Raw genomic sequence first — 17,544 nt, 5'->3', positions numbered from 1 at the left:
TGTATTTCAGTAGCTTGTGGCGAGTGCGCCGTTTTTCCAGACCTCGCGCACCAGAGGGACGCCCGGGCGGTAGGCGAGGTGGAGGTACGACGGTGCATCGAGCGCGATGGCGTCGGCACGTGTTCCGAGAGAAAGGGTTCCGACGTCGGTGCGCTGCAGCGCCCGGGCGCCTCCTGCAGTGGCTGCCCAGACTGCCTCGGCGGGTGTCATGTGCATGTCTCGCACCGCAATTGCTATGCAGAACGGGAGGCTGGTGGTGTAGCAGGTGCCGGGATTGCAGTCGGCGCCGAGAGCTACTGTGACGCCGGCGTCCAGCAGTGCGCGGGCGTCGGGGTACTTGTTGCGGGTGGAGAAGTCGGCACCTGGCAACAGTGTTGCGACGGTGGAACTCTGAGCCAGGGCGTCGATGTCCTCGGCGGTGACGTAGGTGACGTGATCGACGGACGCGGCTCCCATCTCGACGGCGAGCTGAACTCCTGGCCCTTCGCCGAGTTGATTGCCGTGGACGCGGGGGATCAGTCCGGCGGCGACGCCTGCGCTCAGGACTGCATGTGCCTGTTCGCGGTTGAACGCCCCTCGTTCGCAGAAGACGTCGATCCACTTCGCGTGTGGCGCACAGGCAGGGATCATCTCGTCGCACGCCATGGCGACGTAGTCATCGGCGCGGCCGGCATATTCGGGTGGTGGAACGTGGGCGGCCAGCAGTGTGACCTCGTCGGTGAACTGTCCGGCGATCAGTGCGCTGCGTAGTTCGCTCTCGGTGTTCTGCCCGTATCCGGTCTTGCATTCGACGGTTGTGCTGCCGGAGCGCAGGGATTCGTCGAGTAGGCGTCGAACATTGGCCTGCAATTGTTCGTCGGTGGCCGAGCGCGTCGCTTCGATGGTGTTGCGAATGCCGCCGGCGGCATACTTCTCGCCCGCCATGCGAGCTGCGAATTCCTCGGCCCGCTCGCCACCGAACACCAGGTGCGAGTGACTCTCCACGAAACCGGGGAGCAGGGCCCGACCGCCGATATCCTGACCGATATCGGCAGCCGGGGCGTCGGCGGAATCACCGACCCAAGCAACAACGCCGTCGTCGAAAACGATTGCCGCGTCGTGTCGTACGCCGAGCTTGCCCTCACCCAGAGTCGGGTCATTGGTGACGAGGGTTCCGATGTTGGTCAGAACGGTGGTTCGAGAACCATTCGTGGTCAATGTAATTCCTAACTCAGGGTGAGGTGGTGGAGCTGTTTCAGTTCTCGGTCATCGGGATGCGGACGCCGCGGGTGGCTGCCGTGTCGATGGCGTGGTCGTATCCTGCATCCGCATGCCGGATGACGCCCATCCCGGGATCGTTGGTGAGAACTGCTTCGAGCTTCTTGGCTGCGAGTTCGGTGCCGTCGGCGATGCACACCTGTCCCGCGTGGATGGAGCGCCCCATCCCGACGCCGCCGCCTTGGTGGAGTGAAACCCACGAAGCGCCGGACGCGGTGTTGACCAGGGCGTTGAGCAGCGGCCAGTCGGCGATCGCGTCGGACCCGTCGATCATCGATTCGGTTTCGCGGTACGGCGAGGCGACCGATCCGGAGTCGAGGTGATCGCGGCCGATGGCGATCGGTGCGGAGAGCTCGCCCGAGGCCACCATCTCGTTGAACTTGAGGCCGGCGAGGTGGCGCTCACCGTATCCGAGCCAGCAGATGCGAGCCGGAAGGCCTTCGAAGGCAACCTTTTCGCCGGCCATGGTGATCCAGCGGCGCAGGTGCTCGTTCTCGGGGAAGAGTTCGAGGATGGCCTTGTCGGTGGCCTCGATGTCCTTGGGATCACCCGAGAGCGCCGCCCAGCGGAAGGGGCCGAGGCCTTCTTCGAAGAGCGGACGGATGTAGGCGGGAACGAATCCGGGGAAGTCGAATGCACGGTCGTAGCCGGCCTTGCGGGCCTCGTCGCGGATGGAGTTGCCGTAGTCGAATACCTCGGCGCCGGCGTCCATGAATCCGACCATGGCCTTGACGTGTGCGGCCATCGCGTTGCGGGAATCTTCGGTGAACTTCTGCGGATCCTTCTCCGACATGGTCTTCATGTCGCCGAAGTCGATGCCGATCGGCAGGTAGGCGAGGGGATCGTGCGCCGAGGTCTGGTCGGTCACGATGTCGATGGGGGCCTTCATCTCCAGCAGCGCCGGGAAGATCTCTGCCGCATTGCCTTCGAGGCCGATGGAGAGCGGCTTCTTGGCATCGCGTGCCGCGGTCGCCAGTTCGAGCGCGTGCTCGATGCTGTCTGCCTTGGTGTCGAGGTACTTGTGGGCGATACGACGGTCGATGCGGGTGATGTCGCAGTCGACGCAGATCGCGACGCCGTCGTTCATAGTGACGGCGAGAGGCTGAGCGCCGCCCATGCCGCCGAGACCCGCAGTGAGGGTGATCGTTCCGGCGAGTGAGCCGTTGTAGCGCTTCTTCGCGATGGCGCCGAAGGTCTCGTACGTACCCTGCAGGATTCCCTGGGTGCCGATGTAAATCCAGGAGCCTGCGGTCATCTGGCCGTACATGGTCAGGCCGAGGTCTTCGAGACGGCGGAACTCTTCCCAGTTCGCCCAGTCACCGACCAGGTTGGAGTTGGCGATCAGCACTCGCGGTGCCCACTCGTTGGTGCGGAAGACACCGACCGGCTTGCCGGACTGCACCAGCATGGTCTCGTCGTTCTTCAGCGTCTTCAGCGTGGCGACCATGGCGTCGAAGGCAGCCCAACTACGCGCTGCGCGACCGGTTCCGCCGTAGACGACGAGGCTGTCCGGGTGCTCGGCAACATCGGGGTCGAGGTTGTTCATGAGCATGCGCAGGGCACCCTCCTGCTGCCAACCGAGCGTCGTGAGCTCGGGGCCGCGGGGAGCACGGACGGGGCGCGGCTCGTGGCCGGGGGTGCTGATTTCCATTGTGTTCTCCTAGCTTGCTGAAGTTCGAAAGACGTTGGGGGATCAGACGCGAGAGTCGGTCATCGCGGTGTGATCGGGGTAGATCATCGACGAAGGGGGATTGCTCGTGCGCTTGGCGAGTGGGTAATAGATCAGCCCGGTGAACACGATGCCGACCAGCCACGAGATGTCGGCGCCGCCGAGCATGTCCGTGACGGGGCCGGTGTACATCTTCTGGGCGAGGAACGGGATCTGGGCGAGAACGCCGGCGGCGTAGCAAGCCAATGCGGTGAAGTTCCATGCTCCGTATCGACCGTTGACGTCGTACAGCGCCGGAATGTCGATGCGTTCCTTGGAGATCAGGTAGTAGTCGATCAGATTGATCGCACTCCACGGCGTGAACACCATCAGCAACACCAGGACGAAGTTCTTGAAGTTGTCCAGGAAGTTGGCGCTGGCGGCGATGGCGATCAAGACCGAGACCGCAGTGAAACCGAGGATGTAGAGGGTGCGCGCGGTGCTCGAGATTCGCGACTGTCCGTTGAAGGCGGTGACGGTGGTCAGGATCGACATGAATCCGCCGTAGGCGTTGAGCACGTTCACCGTCAGCTTGCCGACCAGGATGACGAAGTAGATCAGGAAGGCGATGGCAGCGGGTCCGGCCAGATCTCCCATGAAGCCGACCTGGTTACCCAGGAACGCGTCGCCGGCGCAGGCCGCGACGAGAGCGCCGAAGGTCATGGACCACTGCGATCCGATGACACTACCGAGGAACGTCGACCAGAACGTGGTGCTCTCGGAAGTGCTGCGCGGCAGGTAACGCGAGTAGTCGGCGACGTACGGGCCGAAGGTGAGCTGCCAACCGGCACCCAGCGAGATCGCGAGCAGGAAGGTGACTATGTCGAAGCCCTTGATGCCGACGTACGAGGCGACGTCGTACTCGAGGAACAGTCGAACGGCCAGGTAGGAGAATCCGACGATGCCCACGACGGTGGCGATCCTGCCGACGATGTGGATCAGCTTGTAGCCGGTGACCGCGACGAATGCGGTGAGGAGACCGAAGACGACGATGCCGACGGTGGGGCTGTCGATGTGCAGGATCTTGTTGACGGCCTGTCCGGCCAACACGGTGCCGGTGGCAGCGAAGCCGAGGTACATCAGGATGACGAGAACAAGCGGTACGACTGCTCCCTTGACGCCGAACTGGGCGCGACTCGAGATCATCTGGGGGAGACCCATACGCGGGCCCTGTGCGGAGTGAAGCGCCATGACAGCGCCACCGAAGATGTTGCCGATCAGAAGTCCGACGATCGCCCAGATGGCGTCCGCGCCGAATACGACGGCGAGAGCGCCGTCGACGATTGCAGTGATCTGCATGTTGGCGCCGAACCAGAGAGTGAACTGGCTGCGCGGGGTGCCGTGTCGTTCTGCATCCGGGACGACGTCGATAGTGCGTCGTTCCGGAGTGAGGATGACCTCGGCCGGTCCATCGTGAGTCATAGGCCTGTCTTTCTGCTGCGAGCCCGTCGAGCGACGGAATCGACGTCGGGGTATTGCCCACCTTCTTCGTGCTTGGTGCTTTGCGCCTTGTGCTTTGTGCGCTGGGTCACTGTCACTGCGGATAAATGTATATGCCTGTATATACAGGCGTCAATACCCGGGACCCGTTTTCGCGTAAATGCTGTGTAACACCACGCGAGAAATCAGAAACCCTTACCCGGGTTGAGGATTCCGAGCGGGTCGAAGGCAGCCTTGATCGATCGGTGCAGTTGCATGCTGTCCTCGCCGAGCTCGAGAGAGAGCCAGCGACGCTTCAGAACGCCGACGCCGTGCTCTCCGGTCAGAGTTCCTCCGAGTTCGAGAGCACGCCGGAAGACCTCGTCCGCGGCGGTCCACACGGCTTCGGGGACCGAGCCGTCGGCAGTGCGGTCGAAGACGAAGGTCGGATGGACGTTGCCGTCACCAGCATGCGCGACGGTCATGATCTTGACCATGTGCTCGGCGGCGGCTCGGTCGATACTCTCGAGCATGTCGGGCAGTTTCGACCGCGGGACCCCGACGTCTTCCACGAGACATTGCCCGAGTCGTTCGGAAGCCGGATAGGCGAGTCGGCGAATCTCGAGTAGCTGTGCGGCTTCTGCCGCGTCCTGCGAGACGGCGACAAAATCTGCGCCCGCCCTCTCGAAGTGTTTCTGCATCGCCGCGGCTGCTGCGTCGGCATCGACCCCGTCGGCCTGTGCGATCAGCATCGCGGCGGTGTTGTCTTCCAACCCGATTCGTTTCCAGTCGTCGACTGCGCGCAGCGTTGCTCGATCGATCAGCTCCAGCAGGCTCGGTCCGATCCCGTCGCGAACGACCGCGGCAACTGCGTCCGCTGCGGAGCGGAGAGAATCGAAACTGCCGACGACGGTGACCGGTGCTCTCTTGGGCTTGGGCTGCAACTTCAGCGTGGCACTCGTGACGACTCCGAGTGTTCCCTCCGAACCGACGAGAAGACTGGTCAAGTCGTATCCCGCAACACCTTTGACGGTCCTTCGGCCTGTCCGCACGATCCGACCGTCGGCGAGCACAACCTCGAGACCCAGGACTGAATCGCGGGTGACGCCGTACTTCACGCAACGCAGTCCACCGGCGTTGGTGGCGATGTTTCCGCCGATCGTGGAGATCTCGAAACTGCTCGGATCAGGGGCGTACATCAGCCCGTACTCGTCTGCTGCTCGACTGATGTCGGCGTTGATCACCCCGGCTTCCACGACAGCGAGTTGATCGTCCGGATTGACCTCGAGAATCGAGCGCATGCGAGTGGTCGAGATGACCAGGCAGCCCTCGACGGCTGCCCCGCCGCCCGCCAAACCGGTTCCCGCACCGCGGGTTACCACCGGGACACGGTGAGCAGTAGCCCATTTCAGCGCCTCGGAAATGTCGGCCGCAGTTTCGGCGAGCATGACGGCCGCCGGATGGCCGGGTTCGGCGAGATGGGCCTCGTCACGGCGGTACGAGTCCATTACCGCAGGGTCGGTGATCAGGCGACTCGAACCGATCGACCGAGCAAGTTCTTGGACGGACATTCTTTTCTCCAGTCGGTCAAAGGTTGTGTGCGAGTGCATCCACAGCGGCGATCACGGCGTCTTCTGCTGCCCGCTCACCTACGGTCACCCGCACACCCTCGCCGGGGAACATCCGGACCGAGACACCCTGCGCGACGCAGGCCGCTTCGAGTGCAGAAGCTCTCTTGCCGAGAGGAATCCACACGAAGTTGGCACCGCTCGGGACCGTCTCGACGCCGCGCAGAGCCAATTGCTCACGTAGGTGAGAACGACCCTCGGTCACCGTTTCGACTATCGAATCGGTGTGTGCCGGATCGGTCAGGGCCGCGCAGGCCGCGGCCTCGGCAACGGCGCTGAGCCCGAAGGGCGGTGCAGCGCTGCGAAGATCCGCTGCGATCGCCGAGTTGGTGACGGCATAGCCGGCACGAAGTCCGGCCAATCCGTAAGCCTTGGAGAAGGTTCGGAAGACGACGATGTTGGGAAAGGCTCGAAGCAGGTCGACGCCGTCGACGTCGCTGGTCGCGAACTCCCGGTAGGCCTCGTCCAGGAGGATGAGGACGTCGCTCGGGATTGCACGGGCGAACGCGACGAACTCGGCGGTCGAGAACTCGCTACCGGTCGGATTGTTGGGGTTGCAGACGAGTACCGCGCGGGTTTGCGGGGTCACCGCCGCCGCCATTGCACTCAGATCGTGCCGATGTTCGGAATCGAGTGCGACGGGGACACCGCTCGCCCCGGCGATTCCGATCAGTATCGGGTACGCCTCGTAGCTGCGCCACGGGTAGACGACCTCGGTGCCCGGACCCGTGTACGCAGTCAATACCTGCTGGAGCAGTGCCAACGAACCGGCGCCGACCAATACCTGGTCGTCGCCGACGCCCAGGCGGCCGCTCAACCGAGCGATCAGCGTGTCGCCGAACAGCGACGGATACAAGTGCGAGTGTGAGGCCGCGAGATTGACGGCCTCGAGAATGGCCGCCGAGGGTGCAACCGTCGACTCGTTGCTCGACGCCCGCCACCGAACCTGCTCGAGGCCGGCGGCTTTGGAGTATCGAGGGAGTGCTTCGATTTCGGGTCGGGGGCGAGGCCTCAGCGCACCGGGCGCGCTCATGCCAGGGCGCCGATCGCGTTCTCCGCGGCCGCAACAAGTGCACCCGATGCCGCCAAGTCCACCGCGGCCTCGATCTCGGGGGACAGGAAGCGATCGGTACCCGGCCCCTGCACCTTCTCGCGCAGGGTCCGAAGGACGGCTCCGGTGGCGGGGGAGGGCTCTAGTGGGGAGCGCAAATCGATTCCTCGTGCTGCAGTCAGTATCTCGATCGCGAGAACTCGGGTGAGACCGTCGATGGACCGGCGGAGCTTGCGTGCACCCGACCATCCCATGGAGACGTGATCTTCCTGCATGGCCGAGGAGGGAATCGAATCGACACTGGCCGGGCTCGCGAGTCGCTTGAGTTCGGACACGATGGCAGCTTGTGTGTACTGCGCGATCATCAGTCCGCTGTCGACACCGGGGTCGTCGGCGAGGAAGGGGGTCAGACCGTGATTGCGTGCTACGTCGAGGAAGCGATCGGTGCGGCGTTCGCTGATACCCGCGACATCCGCGGTCACGATGGCGAGGAAGTCCAAGACGTAAGCGACGGGAGCTCCGTGGAAGTTACCGTTGGATCGAACCCGTCCGTCGAGGGTGACAACGGGATTGTCGACAGCACTGGCCAATTCGCGCCCGGCGACGAGGCGGGCGTGATCGACGGTGTCGCGTGCGCCGCCGGCGACCTGCGGTGCGCACCGCAGTGAGTACGCGTCTTGAACCCTGGTGCAGTCAGGGCCCGCGTGGCTGGCGACGATCGGGGAGTCGGCAAGCAAGCGCACCATGTTCGAGGCGGCCGCGCCCTGTCCGGGGTGGGGGCGAAGCGCCTGAAGATCGGCGGCGAACACTTGATCGGTGCCGAGCAAGCCCTCGACGCTCATAGCGGCAGCGATGTCGGCCAACTTGAGCAGATGATCGAGATCGGTGATCGCAAGGGCCAGTTGGCCGAGCATCCCGTCGGTACCGTTGATCAGTGCGAGGCCTTCCTTCTCGGCCAGAACCACCGGTTCGAGGCCATGAGCAGCCAATGCCGTTGCCGCATCGGTGAGTTCACCGTCGGCGGTGCGGACGGAACCTTCACCGATGATTGCCATCGCCACATGCGCCAGTGGTGCCAGATCTCCCGAGCATCCGAGGCTGCCGTATTCGTGCACCACCGGGGTGATGCCTGCGGTGAGTAGGTCGGCGTACGCCTGTGCGACTACAGGGCGCACTCCGGTCCGCCCGGTGGCGAGCGTCGACAGACGCAGAAGCATCAAGGCCCGGATCACTTCGCGTTCGACTTCCGGTCCCGAACCTGCCGCATGTGAGCGGATCAGGCTGCGCTGCAACTGTGTCCGCAGATGCGCCGGAATGTGCCGGGTGGCAAGTGCGCCGAATCCGGTGGAAACTCCGTAGACCGGTGTGGGGTCTGCGGCCAGCGCTTCGATGCGTGCACGACTTTCGGCGATCGCGGCCAGTGATTCCGCGGTCAATGCAACGCCGTATCCGTTGCGCGCGACGTCGACGACGTCGGCGATGGTGACAGCGCCGATTCCGACCTCGATGGTTCGGGTGGCTGTCTGGGTGGCAGGGGTGGCGTTCATGGGACTCCAATGATGATGCGGTGGTGATCCAACAAGTCTTGTATACGAGACTCTAGTCTTGAATATGAGACGAAAACAAGGCCCGCAGAGTACGGAACGGAGAATTTTGCTACATGTCTGCGGTCGGGGTCTCCACCATTCGATCTCCGAGATCGGCGGAGAACTCGGCGCTGACGGCGCGCACTCGGTCGGCGATCAGGGCACTCTCCTCGGCCGATTTGGAGCCGGAGAGGAAGGTGACGCCGAGAGCTGCGACCGGACGACCGTCCCGTGTGATCACGGGGCTGGCGATGCAGTTGATCCCGGATGTCGTCGCATTCTCTTCGACCGCATATCCGCTCTCACGTGCTGCGGCGAGCAGTTCTCGCAGTTCGGCGAGCGTCGACGGACCCGTCCCGGTCCGCGTCGGCCAGGTGTACCCCTCGTAGAGCGCGCTGATCTGTTCCGCATCCAGACGGCTCAGAATCGCCCGCCCGACTGCGGTGAGATGCGCCGGAAGGCGGGTCCCGATCTCGGTCACCAACCGAACGCCGGGCTTCAGAGGTTCACGTTTGTCGAGGTAGATGACGTCAGAACCCTGAAGTACCGCCAGATGGGAGGTCTCGTCGGTCGACTGAGTGAGTGCCAGCATGAATCGTTGGCCCTCACGGTGAAGTGGGCCGGACCGCATGTACGACGCACCGACTTCGAACGCCGAGACACCCAGGGTCCAGGCGCGTTGATCAGCCCAGTACGAGACGAACCGTCGATCCCGCATGACATTGAGGAGGTGATGCGTCGTACTCTTCGGCAGCTCGAGGGCGCTGGAGATTTCTGCCGTCGCCAGCGGCACACCCCGGCGGGCCAGGAGATCGAGCACGTCGAGCACGCGCTCAGCAGATTTCACGCGGCTCGTCGTCATGTGGGGTGTGTCCTTACGGGTAGGGCTGAGGTGGGAGCGGGGAACCACATTGTCTCGGATACGAGACTGAATCGCCAAGTGCTCGGGGTGGTCAGGGTGTCTGGCTGCCGAGTTCCGCGGACAACCGGGCGCAGTGCTCCACCAAGACGCGGCCGTGGCTGGCGCAGACCTCGTCCGTCAGACGGAATGTCGGGCCGACGACGCTGAGCGCTCCGGCTATCTGACCGACCGCGTTGTAGATCGGCGCGGCAACTCCGGTCGAGTGATCCTCGATGGTGTCGTGCGCAATGGCGTACCCGCTCTCGCCTACCTTGCCGCTCAACGCTGCGCCGACGGCGGTGCCGTCCAGGGGAACGCTCTGGCCCACCCACCCCATGTGGCGGATCGCGTGCGTGCCCTCGATCTGATCGAGATACAGCGCAGTGTCTTTCGGTCCCTTCGTCGACAGGTAGGTCGACTCTCTCGTGGTTTCGGCGATGGCCTTCATCGCGGGCCGCGCTCTCGGCAACAGTTGATTGTCACCGAGTGCGCGAGCCCCGATCTGTAGTAGCCGCGGGCCGACGCGATAGACGTTGTCCTCGCCGCGGACGACGAACTCGGTTTGTTCGAGGCTTCTGATCAAGCGAAGCGCGGTACTGGTTGCCAGATCGGTTGCCTTGGCGGCGTCGCCGAGCGTCAACCCGCCGTGCTCGACGATCGCACCGAGAAGTTCGAACGTGCGATTCGCGCTGCGGGTCACGTCGCCAGGGGCCATGTCCTACTCCAAGTGCCGAGGGATGTCTGCGCTGAATCTATCGCGAGCCCGGCAGTACCTCACCGTGGTGCTCGTCCAGCAGGGGACTGCGGCGGACATCGGGGCGTCGGCTATCACCGAACACGACGGGTTGTCGTACGTAGGAGATTTTTCCTGCTACCGGGTGCTCGAACGATTCGACGACTCCGCGATACTCGGCCTGCGCGGAGGTGAGTGCCTGCTGGACGTCCCAGATTTCCGAGCCGGCGAGGCCCGCGTCGCCGAGAATACCGACCACGTCGGCGACGGTCTTTCCGGCAGCCCAGTTTTCGATCTCCTTGCGCAGTGCCGGTTCGTTCTCGGTCCGGGCGGTGTCGTCGGCAAATCGAGGATCTGCGATCAGGTCGACGCGATTCATCGTCTGCGCCAGCTTCTCGAAACCCGACTGGCTCGCAACCGCGAGGACGAAGAGTCCGTCGTCGGCCTTGTAGGTGTCGAACGGTGTTGACACCGGATGACGGTTGCCGACGCGTGGGGGAGTGAGCCCGGTGGATTGCAGTTGGCTGTGTGCTGTCGGCAGCATGGCGAGCATGCTGTCGAACATCGCGACGTCAAGGTGCTGCCCGAGTCCGCTCGCCCGTGCACTCAGCAGGGCGGTACTGATTCCCCAGGCGGCGAACAGCCCGGCGACCAGGTCTCCGAACGACTCACCCAACCGTGTCGGCCCGGATTCCTCCGAACCGGTGATGCTCATGATGCCCGAAAGAGCCTGGACTACAAGGTCGTAGGCGGCGGCTCCGGACATGGGCCCGTCCTGTCCGAAACCGGAGATGGACGCGTACACGATCCGCGGATTGCGAGCCCGCGCAGCCTCGTAGTCGATTCCCAGGCGCTTGGTGACTCCAGGGCGAAAGTTTTCGACGACGACGTCGGCGGTCTCGATGAGCGTTAATAGCGCCTCACGGTCCCCGTCGTTCTTGAGGTTGAGTGCCACCGAACGCTTGCCACGATTGAGCACGTTGAAGTAGATGCTCTCGCCGTCGCGGAACGGGCCGAGGTGCCGAGAGTCTTCACCGTGTTCGGATTCGATCTTGACGACGTCCGCACCGGCGTCGGAAAGCAGTGCGGTGCAGTAGGGTCCGGCAAGGACGCGTGAGAGGTCGATGACCCGGATGCCGTCGAGTGGGGGAAGTGCAGTCATGTCCGCGCCTTTCAGAACTCGGTGGAACGCGGCGACGGAGCATTGCCGGCAATGGTGAGCAACTGGATCTGCGAGGTGCCCTCGAAGATGCGTAGAATGCGGCAATCGCGGTACAGGCGTTCGATTTCCGATTCGCGCATGAAACCTGCGCCACCGTGGATCTGTACGGTTTGATCGACGATCGAGAAGCAGGCTTCGGTGGCGACGTACTTCGAAATCGATGCGGCGCGGCGGATGTCCTGACCGGCGTCCTTGACGTCGGCGGCCCAGTCTGCGGTGACGCGTGATGCGACAAGTTGCGCGTCGCAGCCACCGAGGAGTAGCTGGATTGCCTGGAAGTCGAAGATCGGCGTGCCGAACTGCTTTCGCTCCGTTGCGTACTCGCGTCCCAGTTCCCAAGCGCGCAAAGCGATGCCGTTTGCCATTGCCGCTACGTCGATGCGTGCTCGGTTCAGGGCGGTCAAGGCAATGTTGCCGCCGCGACCTTCGGTGCCGATCACGGAGTCGAGCGGCAGAACGACGTCGTCGAGGTAGACGGTGTACGTCGGGGCCGAACGAATTCCCATCTTGTCCTGCGGCTCCGAGTAGCTGATTCCCGGAGTTCCCTTGGGGACGACGAAGGCGGTGATGCCTCGGAATCCTGCGCTCGGGTCCGTCTTGGCGAAGAGCACGACCAGGTCGGCTTCCTTGGCGTTGGAGATGTACGTCTTCGATCCGGAGAGATGCCAGCCGTCGTCCTCGCGTCGGGCGACGGTACGCATCGAGGCGATGTCGGAGCCGGCATCGGGTTCTGTGAGTGCAAAGCCGGCCAGTAGTTCGCCCGACGCGAGTTGAGGCAACCAGCGATGCTTCTGCTCTTCGGAGCCGCCGACGAGAATCGGCTCGAGGCCCAGGTAGTGGGCGGTGTAGATCGATGCCAGCGCGGCGTCGGTACGTGCAACTTCTTCGATGGCGACCAGTTGGGTTCGTGTCGACAGACCCAGCCCACCGAATTCCTCGGGCACGGAAATGCCCATGAGGTCCTGCTGCCCGAGGCGCTTGACCAGCTGCGCCGGGAACTCCTTGGACTCGTCGCGTGCGGCTGCTCCTGGGTGGATCTCGGCGTTGGCGAAGGCTCGGACAGTGCTGCGGAACTCTGCGAGATCGACGCTGTCGGTGTCGGGCGCGGTCTGGGTAGTCACGGGGGCTCCTTCGAGGCGGAATAGTTACGAATTTCATCTAATGAAATCTAATTGCCACTAGTTGGCATGGACTGACTATGGCCGAGGGTGGCGAATTTGTCCAGGGGTGAATTTGTTGTGTCGCGGCTCACGTTCTGTAATGATCAACTTGTCTAAGCCTGTATAGACAAGTTGATTGCGGATCGAACCCACTACAAGTCGGAAGCAGCGTGGCTTTCGGCGGAAGGTGCTGACATGAGCCTCGTTTCAGTCGACACGACACCGGACTCCGAGAATGTGAGGAGGGTGTCCAGTACGTATTTCGAGGGCTTGTCGGCGGACCGATACGCTGCGCTCGCCGAAGACCGCAAGCTGGCGATTGTCGCCGCGCACATGGACCTTTCGCGTCGACGAGGACACAACTCGTCGATCTCGCGACTCGCGCCGGCCGGGGAGTTAGGGGATGGCCCCGCGATTCAATACGTCGGCGACGACATGCCGCAGCTCGTCGAAGCGGTCTTGGCGACACTTGCCCGTGCCCGCGTGGAACCTGAATTCGTGGTGCACCCCGTGCTTCGCACAGCCGTACAACCGGCGCACAGCACCGAAGACGCCCGGGCCGGGGAGCGCACCGAATCATGGATCCACATAGGACTACCCGCACACTGTTCGGACGCGCAGGCGCAGGTGATCGCGGACGACGTCGCCGGAATCCTCGACCGTATCGCGCGTGCCTTCCGCGATTCCGTGCCCCTGCGGGACCTCGTCGACGAGGCGCGCGAGCAACTGGACTCGAACGGCTACGCCGAAGAAGCTGACTTTCTCCGGTGGTGCAGCGCCGGAAACTTCAGTGTCATCGGTGGTGCGCGAACTGTCGACAGTGACGAGCCGTACGCCATCGGCGTGCTCCCCGATCCAACCGGCTCTTCGGATTCGAAAGCGGCGCCCCTCGCGATTGCAGTGGTGTACCTCCGGCAAGGGTTCGGTGGATCCGAATACGCCACCGAGATCGACGTGTCCGTCGGCGACCGTGCGTACCGATTCGTCGGGTTCTTCACCGCGACCGGTATCGTCGCCGACGTCAGGCGAACCCCGCTCGTGCGAGGACGCGTCGCAGACATCTTCGAGGCCTCAGGATCCACCGTCGATTCGTTTGTCGGACAATCGATGCTGGCAGTGATTCAGTCGATTCCGGTCACAGTGCTCCTGGCGGCCGAGCCGGCCCGAATCGCGGACGCGCTGGACGAACTCACTTCCGTGGACGGCCGCACATCGATCCATCTGTTCTTGCAACCGGTGGGAAGTTCCCCGGTGACAGGGCGAGATCAAGAGTTGTCGGCTTTGCTCTTCGTTCCGCGCGAGAAATTCAGTACGACGATCAGAACAACGGCCGAGTCGGTACTCGCCGACGCACTCGGTGCCCACAATATCGAGTTCTCCAGTCGAGTCTCGGAATCCCCCTTGGCCGTCGTACATTTCACGGCCACAGTCGGCGGCGGCGCGAACTTCGCGTCGGCGCGACAAGCACGGGAGATTCGGGACCTCGTCGTCGACGCGTGCCTGACGTGGGACGAACGATTCGTTCTGGATGCTTCGCACTACGACGAGCGGCGCAGGCGTGCTCGGTTCGCCGAGCGCGTTCCGGTGGCATACAAGCAGGATTTCGACGCTGTCCGAGCCGCCGAGGACATGGCGGTGTTCGAGGGCCTCGCGCCCGGAGAAGTAAGTCCACGGTTGGCCCGTTCTGTCGACGGACCGGGTACTCACCGTCTCGGGCTGTACGTCTCGGGTGATCCGCTCTCGCTGGGCGAGGTGCTGCCCGTATTGCAGAGCCTGGGCGTCGAAGTGGTCGACGAGCGTCCGTACGAGATCGCACCGGCGGGAACCGAACAGTCCAGGATCTACGAGTTCACGCTCGACTATCCGACTGCTCCGGTCGAAGGCTTCGACAACTTTGCCGCGCGATTCGCGGCGACGTTTGCCGCGGTTCGAAACGGTGACGCCGAGCCGGACTCGTTCAACGAATTGGTCGCGATCGCGGGACTCGGCTGGAAACAGGTAGTGGTGCTGCGGGCATACGCGGAGTTCTTGCAGCAAGCGGGATTTCCTTACAGCACCGGTCGCGTCGCCGAGGTACTTGCCGATCATCCCGAGATCGCCGGCAGATTGTGCGAATTGTTCGAGAGCCGTTTCGATCCTGACGTCGTCGACGGAGATCGAGGTGCACGTGCAGCAGCGGACGTGGAAACGGCCGTGGCGCAGGTGCAAGGACTCGACGCCGATCGGATCCTGCGCGCGTTGTCCGAACTGGTCCGTAACACGTTGCGTACCAACTATTTCGTGTATCCCACTCAATCGCTCGGCGCGCTCTCGTTGAAGTTCGATTCGGAGAAGCTGTCCGTATTGCCTTTCCCTCGACCGAAGTTCGAGATATTCGTGTACTCACCCGATGTAGCAGGTGTGCACCTTCGTTTCGGTACGGTGGCTCGCGGCGGCTTGCGCTGGTCGGATCGGAAAGAGGACTTTCGCACCGAGGTACTGGGATTGGTGAAGGCGCAGGCAGTCAAGAACGCGGTCATCGTGCCTGTCGGAGCGAAGGGCGGATTTGTCGTCAAACGCCCACCGGTTCCAGGGCTGGGCGCAGACGCAGACCGAGAAGCTGCGTTGGCGGCCGGGATCGATTGCTACCGATCCTTCATTCGCGGACTACTCGATCTGACCGACAACGTCGACAAGCAGAGCGGGGCCGTTGTCGCGGCGCGGCGGGTCGTTCGCCACGACGGGGACGACACGTATCTTGTTGTCGCCGCGGACAAGGGAACTGCGAAGTTCTCCGACATCGCGAACGAGGTTGCCGCGGAGTACGGATTCTGGCTCGGCGACGCCTTCGCGTCCGGCGGGTCGGTCGGCTACGACCACAAAGCCATGGGTATCACGGCGAAGGGCGCCTGGGAAAGTGTCAAGCGGCACTTCCGTGAGCTCGGCGTCGATACCCAGCACGATGACTTCACCGCGGTGGGGATCGGAGACATGAGTGGCGACGTCTTCGGCAACGGTATGTTGTGCAGCAAGCACATTCGCCTGATCGCGGCGTTCGATCATCGGCACGTGTTCGTCGATCCGAACCCGTCGCCTGAGCGCTCGTACGACGAGCGATCACGTCTCTTTGCGCTCCCCCGATCCTCGTGGGCCGACTACGACCCGACCTTGATCAGTGCCGGCGGCGGAGTGTGGGAACGCTCGGCGAAGCGCGTTCCGATCAGTGACGAGATACGAGAGGCGCTGGGCCTCGAGGACGACGTCACCGAACTGACTCCACCGCAACTGGTTCGGGCGATTTTGCGGTCCCCGGCAGATCTGTTGTGGAACGGCGGCATCGGAACGTACGTCAAGGCCTCCGGTGAGTCCGACCTCGAAGTCGGTGACAAGAGCAACGACGCCGTTCGGGTGAACGGCAACGAAGTGCGTGCCCGAGTGATCGGTGAAGGAGGCAATCTCGGCCTCACCCAGGCCGGACGGATCGAATACGCACGCGGCGGTGGACGGATCAACACAGACGCCCTCGACAATTCGGCCGGAGTCGATTGTTCCGACCACGAGGTGAACATCAAGATCCTTCTCGACTCCCTGATCAGCTCAGGCGTCGTCACGGACTCACGTCGTGACGCACTACTCGAATCGCTGACCGACCAGGTCGCAGAACTCGTTCTCGCAGACAACCGTTCGCAGAACGAACTGATGGGTACCACGCGGGCGGATGCGGGGGCGATGATCGGTGTGCACGGCAGAGTGATTTCCAACCTCGAATCGCGCGGGATCGTCGACCGTGTCATCGAAGGGTTTCCGACCAAGAAGCAGTTCGCCGCGGCCGAGAAGTCGGGAACGGGGCTGACGTCGCCGGAACTCGCCACACTGATGGCCCACGTCAAGCTCGATCTGAAATCCACGCTGTTGGCGGGAAGCTCGATCGACAACCAGATCTACCGCCAGGTGCTGGCGAACTATTTTCCGGAGGGCGTTCGAGTTGCAGGGGGTGACGCCCTCGACCGGCACCCACTTCGTCGCGAGATCGTCGCGACAGTGCTGACGAACAACGTCATCGATCGAGGCGGCATCACCTATGCGTATCGGCTCGGTGAAGAAGTCGGCGCTGATCCGGAAGACGCAGTACGTGCCTTCACTGTGGTCTCCGAGGTGTTCGGACTGTGGGGGTTGTGGCACGACATCAGCGAAGCCTCGATCTCGACCGCAGTGTCCGACGAGTTGATCCTGCTCACCAGGCGACTGCTCGACCGGGCGTCACGGTGGATGCTGACACGTCGTCCGCAACCGCTGGCCGTCGGGGCCGAGATCAGCAGATTCGGTGATCGCATCGCGGAGGCGTCGGCAGAGCTCGATGGCTGGCTGGTAGGCGCAGATCAGCGGAACCTGGCTGCGCGAACGGTCCTCATCACGGACAAAGGCGCGCCGGAGAACCTGGTCAGACGAGTGGAGATATTGCTCGATCAGTTCGGACTGCTCGACGTGGTGGAGATCGCGGACCTCGCCGATCGGACGATCTCGGAGACCGGCGAACTCTATTTCCGGCTCGGTGAGCATGTTGGGCTCGTCCCGATGCTCAATCGAGTGTCGGCATTGAGCAAGGACGGAAAATGGAACGCGTTGGCGAGGTTGTCGTTGCGGGACGAGTTGTACTCGACGGTGCGGGCCCTGACCCTCGACGTCTTGGCCGACGCGGAAGCGGGTGACACGACAGCGGAAAAACTCTCGAGGTGGGAAGAAAGGAATGCGTCGAGAATCGAGAGGTCCACTCTCGCGCTCGCAGAGATCGAGGCGTCCGGGCAACACGATCTTGCTGCGCTTTCGGTTGCGACGAGCCAATTGCGGCGCATGGTGGGTTAGGTCCGGCGCGGACGCTCGCGGATGGATCGGAAAGGTG

11 protein-coding genes are annotated in these 17,544 nt (G+C 63.4%); 1 reads left to right on the top strand and 10 read right to left on the bottom strand.

Annotated elements, in window-relative coordinates:
* Positions 1–6: 6 nt before the first annotated feature.
* The 10 genes from hutI to QRN54_RS12815 all read right to left on the bottom strand — a co-directional run bounded on the left by hutI (position 7) and on the right by QRN54_RS12815 (position 12,626).
* Entirely contained in the window at positions 7–1,197 is a 1,191-nt protein-coding gene (gene hutI / locus QRN54_RS12860) for an imidazolonepropionase (protein WP_029256288.1), read from the bottom strand.
* A 37-nt stretch (positions 1,198–1,234) separates the two neighbouring features.
* On the bottom strand, positions 1,235–2,908 hold the full coding sequence (gene hutU, locus QRN54_RS12855; protein ID WP_007732742.1) for a urocanate hydratase: 1,674 nt from the start codon (positions 2,906–2,908) through the stop codon (positions 1,235–1,237).
* A gap of 42 nt (positions 2,909–2,950) precedes the next feature.
* Positions 2,951–4,387, bottom strand: coding sequence for a purine-cytosine permease family protein (locus tag QRN54_RS12850; RefSeq protein WP_285182110.1), 1,437 nt, complete (start codon positions 4,385–4,387; stop codon positions 2,951–2,953).
* A 203-nt stretch (positions 4,388–4,590) separates the two neighbouring features.
* Positions 4,591–5,955, bottom strand: coding sequence for an FAD-binding oxidoreductase (locus QRN54_RS12845; protein ID WP_285182109.1), 1,365 nt, complete (start codon positions 5,953–5,955; stop codon positions 4,591–4,593).
* A 16-nt stretch (positions 5,956–5,971) separates the two neighbouring features.
* Positions 5,972–7,045, bottom strand: coding sequence for a histidinol-phosphate transaminase (locus QRN54_RS12840; protein ID WP_285182108.1), 1,074 nt, complete (start codon positions 7,043–7,045; stop codon positions 5,972–5,974).
* Positions 7,042–8,610: a histidine ammonia-lyase gene (gene hutH / locus QRN54_RS12835; protein WP_007732730.1), complete on the bottom strand. Its 1,569-nt coding sequence runs from the start codon at positions 8,608–8,610 to the stop codon at positions 7,042–7,044. The genes QRN54_RS12840 and hutH overlap by 4 nt, the downstream gene beginning before the upstream one ends.
* Before the next feature lie 109 nt (positions 8,611–8,719).
* Positions 8,720–9,511 carry an IclR family transcriptional regulator gene (locus tag QRN54_RS12830; RefSeq protein WP_007732728.1) on the bottom strand — a complete coding sequence of 264 codons (792 nt, stop codon included), beginning with the start codon at positions 9,509–9,511 and terminating at the stop codon, positions 8,720–8,722.
* Between the two features lie 91 nt (positions 9,512–9,602).
* Positions 9,603–10,265: an IclR family transcriptional regulator gene (locus QRN54_RS12825; protein ID WP_003939923.1), complete on the bottom strand. Its 663-nt coding sequence runs from the start codon at positions 10,263–10,265 to the stop codon at positions 9,603–9,605.
* 37 nt (positions 10,266–10,302) lie between these two features.
* The gene (locus tag QRN54_RS12820) at positions 10,303–11,445 is read right to left on the bottom strand and encodes a CaiB/BaiF CoA transferase family protein (RefSeq protein WP_285182107.1); all 1,143 of its coding nucleotides are present in this window, start codon (positions 11,443–11,445) and stop codon (positions 10,303–10,305) included.
* An 11-nt stretch (positions 11,446–11,456) separates the two neighbouring features.
* Positions 11,457–12,626: an acyl-CoA dehydrogenase family protein gene (locus tag QRN54_RS12815; RefSeq protein WP_007732726.1), complete on the bottom strand. Its 1,170-nt coding sequence runs from the start codon at positions 12,624–12,626 to the stop codon at positions 11,457–11,459.
* Positions 12,627–12,860: 234 nt separating this feature from the next.
* On the opposite strand from QRN54_RS12815, the gene QRN54_RS12810 reads away from it, so the two are divergent.
* Entirely contained in the window at positions 12,861–17,507 is a 4,647-nt protein-coding gene (locus QRN54_RS12810; RefSeq protein WP_285182106.1) for an NAD-glutamate dehydrogenase, read from the top strand.
* Positions 17,508–17,544: the final 37 nt, after the last annotated feature.

The sequence above is a fragment of the Rhodococcus sp. MEB032 genome, from assembly GCF_030208925.1.
Lineage (GTDB): Bacteria > Actinomycetota > Actinomycetes > Mycobacteriales > Mycobacteriaceae > Rhodococcus_F > Rhodococcus_F qingshengii.
The sequence above is the reverse complement of the archived record's forward strand: the minus strand, read 5'-3'. Positions and strand labels throughout refer to the sequence as shown.

Coding starts and splice junctions, on each gene's coding strand:
- QRN54_RS12810 (WP_285182106.1), top strand. CDS start 12,861: ATGAGCCTCGTTTCAGTCGACACGACACCGGACTCCGAGAATGTGAGG.
- QRN54_RS12840 (WP_285182108.1), bottom strand. CDS start 7,045: ATGAGCGCGCCCGGTGCGCTGAGGCCTCGCCCCCGACCCGAAATCGAA.
- hutH (WP_007732730.1), bottom strand. CDS start 8,610: ATGAACGCCACCCCTGCCACCCAGACAGCCACCCGAACCATCGAGGTC.
- QRN54_RS12850 (WP_285182110.1), bottom strand. CDS start 4,387: ATGACTCACGATGGACCGGCCGAGGTCATCCTCACTCCGGAACGACGC.
- QRN54_RS12820 (WP_285182107.1), bottom strand. CDS start 11,445: ATGACTGCACTTCCCCCACTCGACGGCATCCGGGTCATCGACCTCTCA.
- QRN54_RS12830 (WP_007732728.1), bottom strand. CDS start 9,511: ATGACGACGAGCCGCGTGAAATCTGCTGAGCGCGTGCTCGACGTGCTC.
- QRN54_RS12825 (WP_003939923.1), bottom strand. CDS start 10,265: ATGGCCCCTGGCGACGTGACCCGCAGCGCGAATCGCACGTTCGAACTT.
- QRN54_RS12845 (WP_285182109.1), bottom strand. CDS start 5,955: ATGTCCGTCCAAGAACTTGCTCGGTCGATCGGTTCGAGTCGCCTGATC.
- hutU (WP_007732742.1), bottom strand. CDS start 2,908: ATGGAAATCAGCACCCCCGGCCACGAGCCGCGCCCCGTCCGTGCTCCC.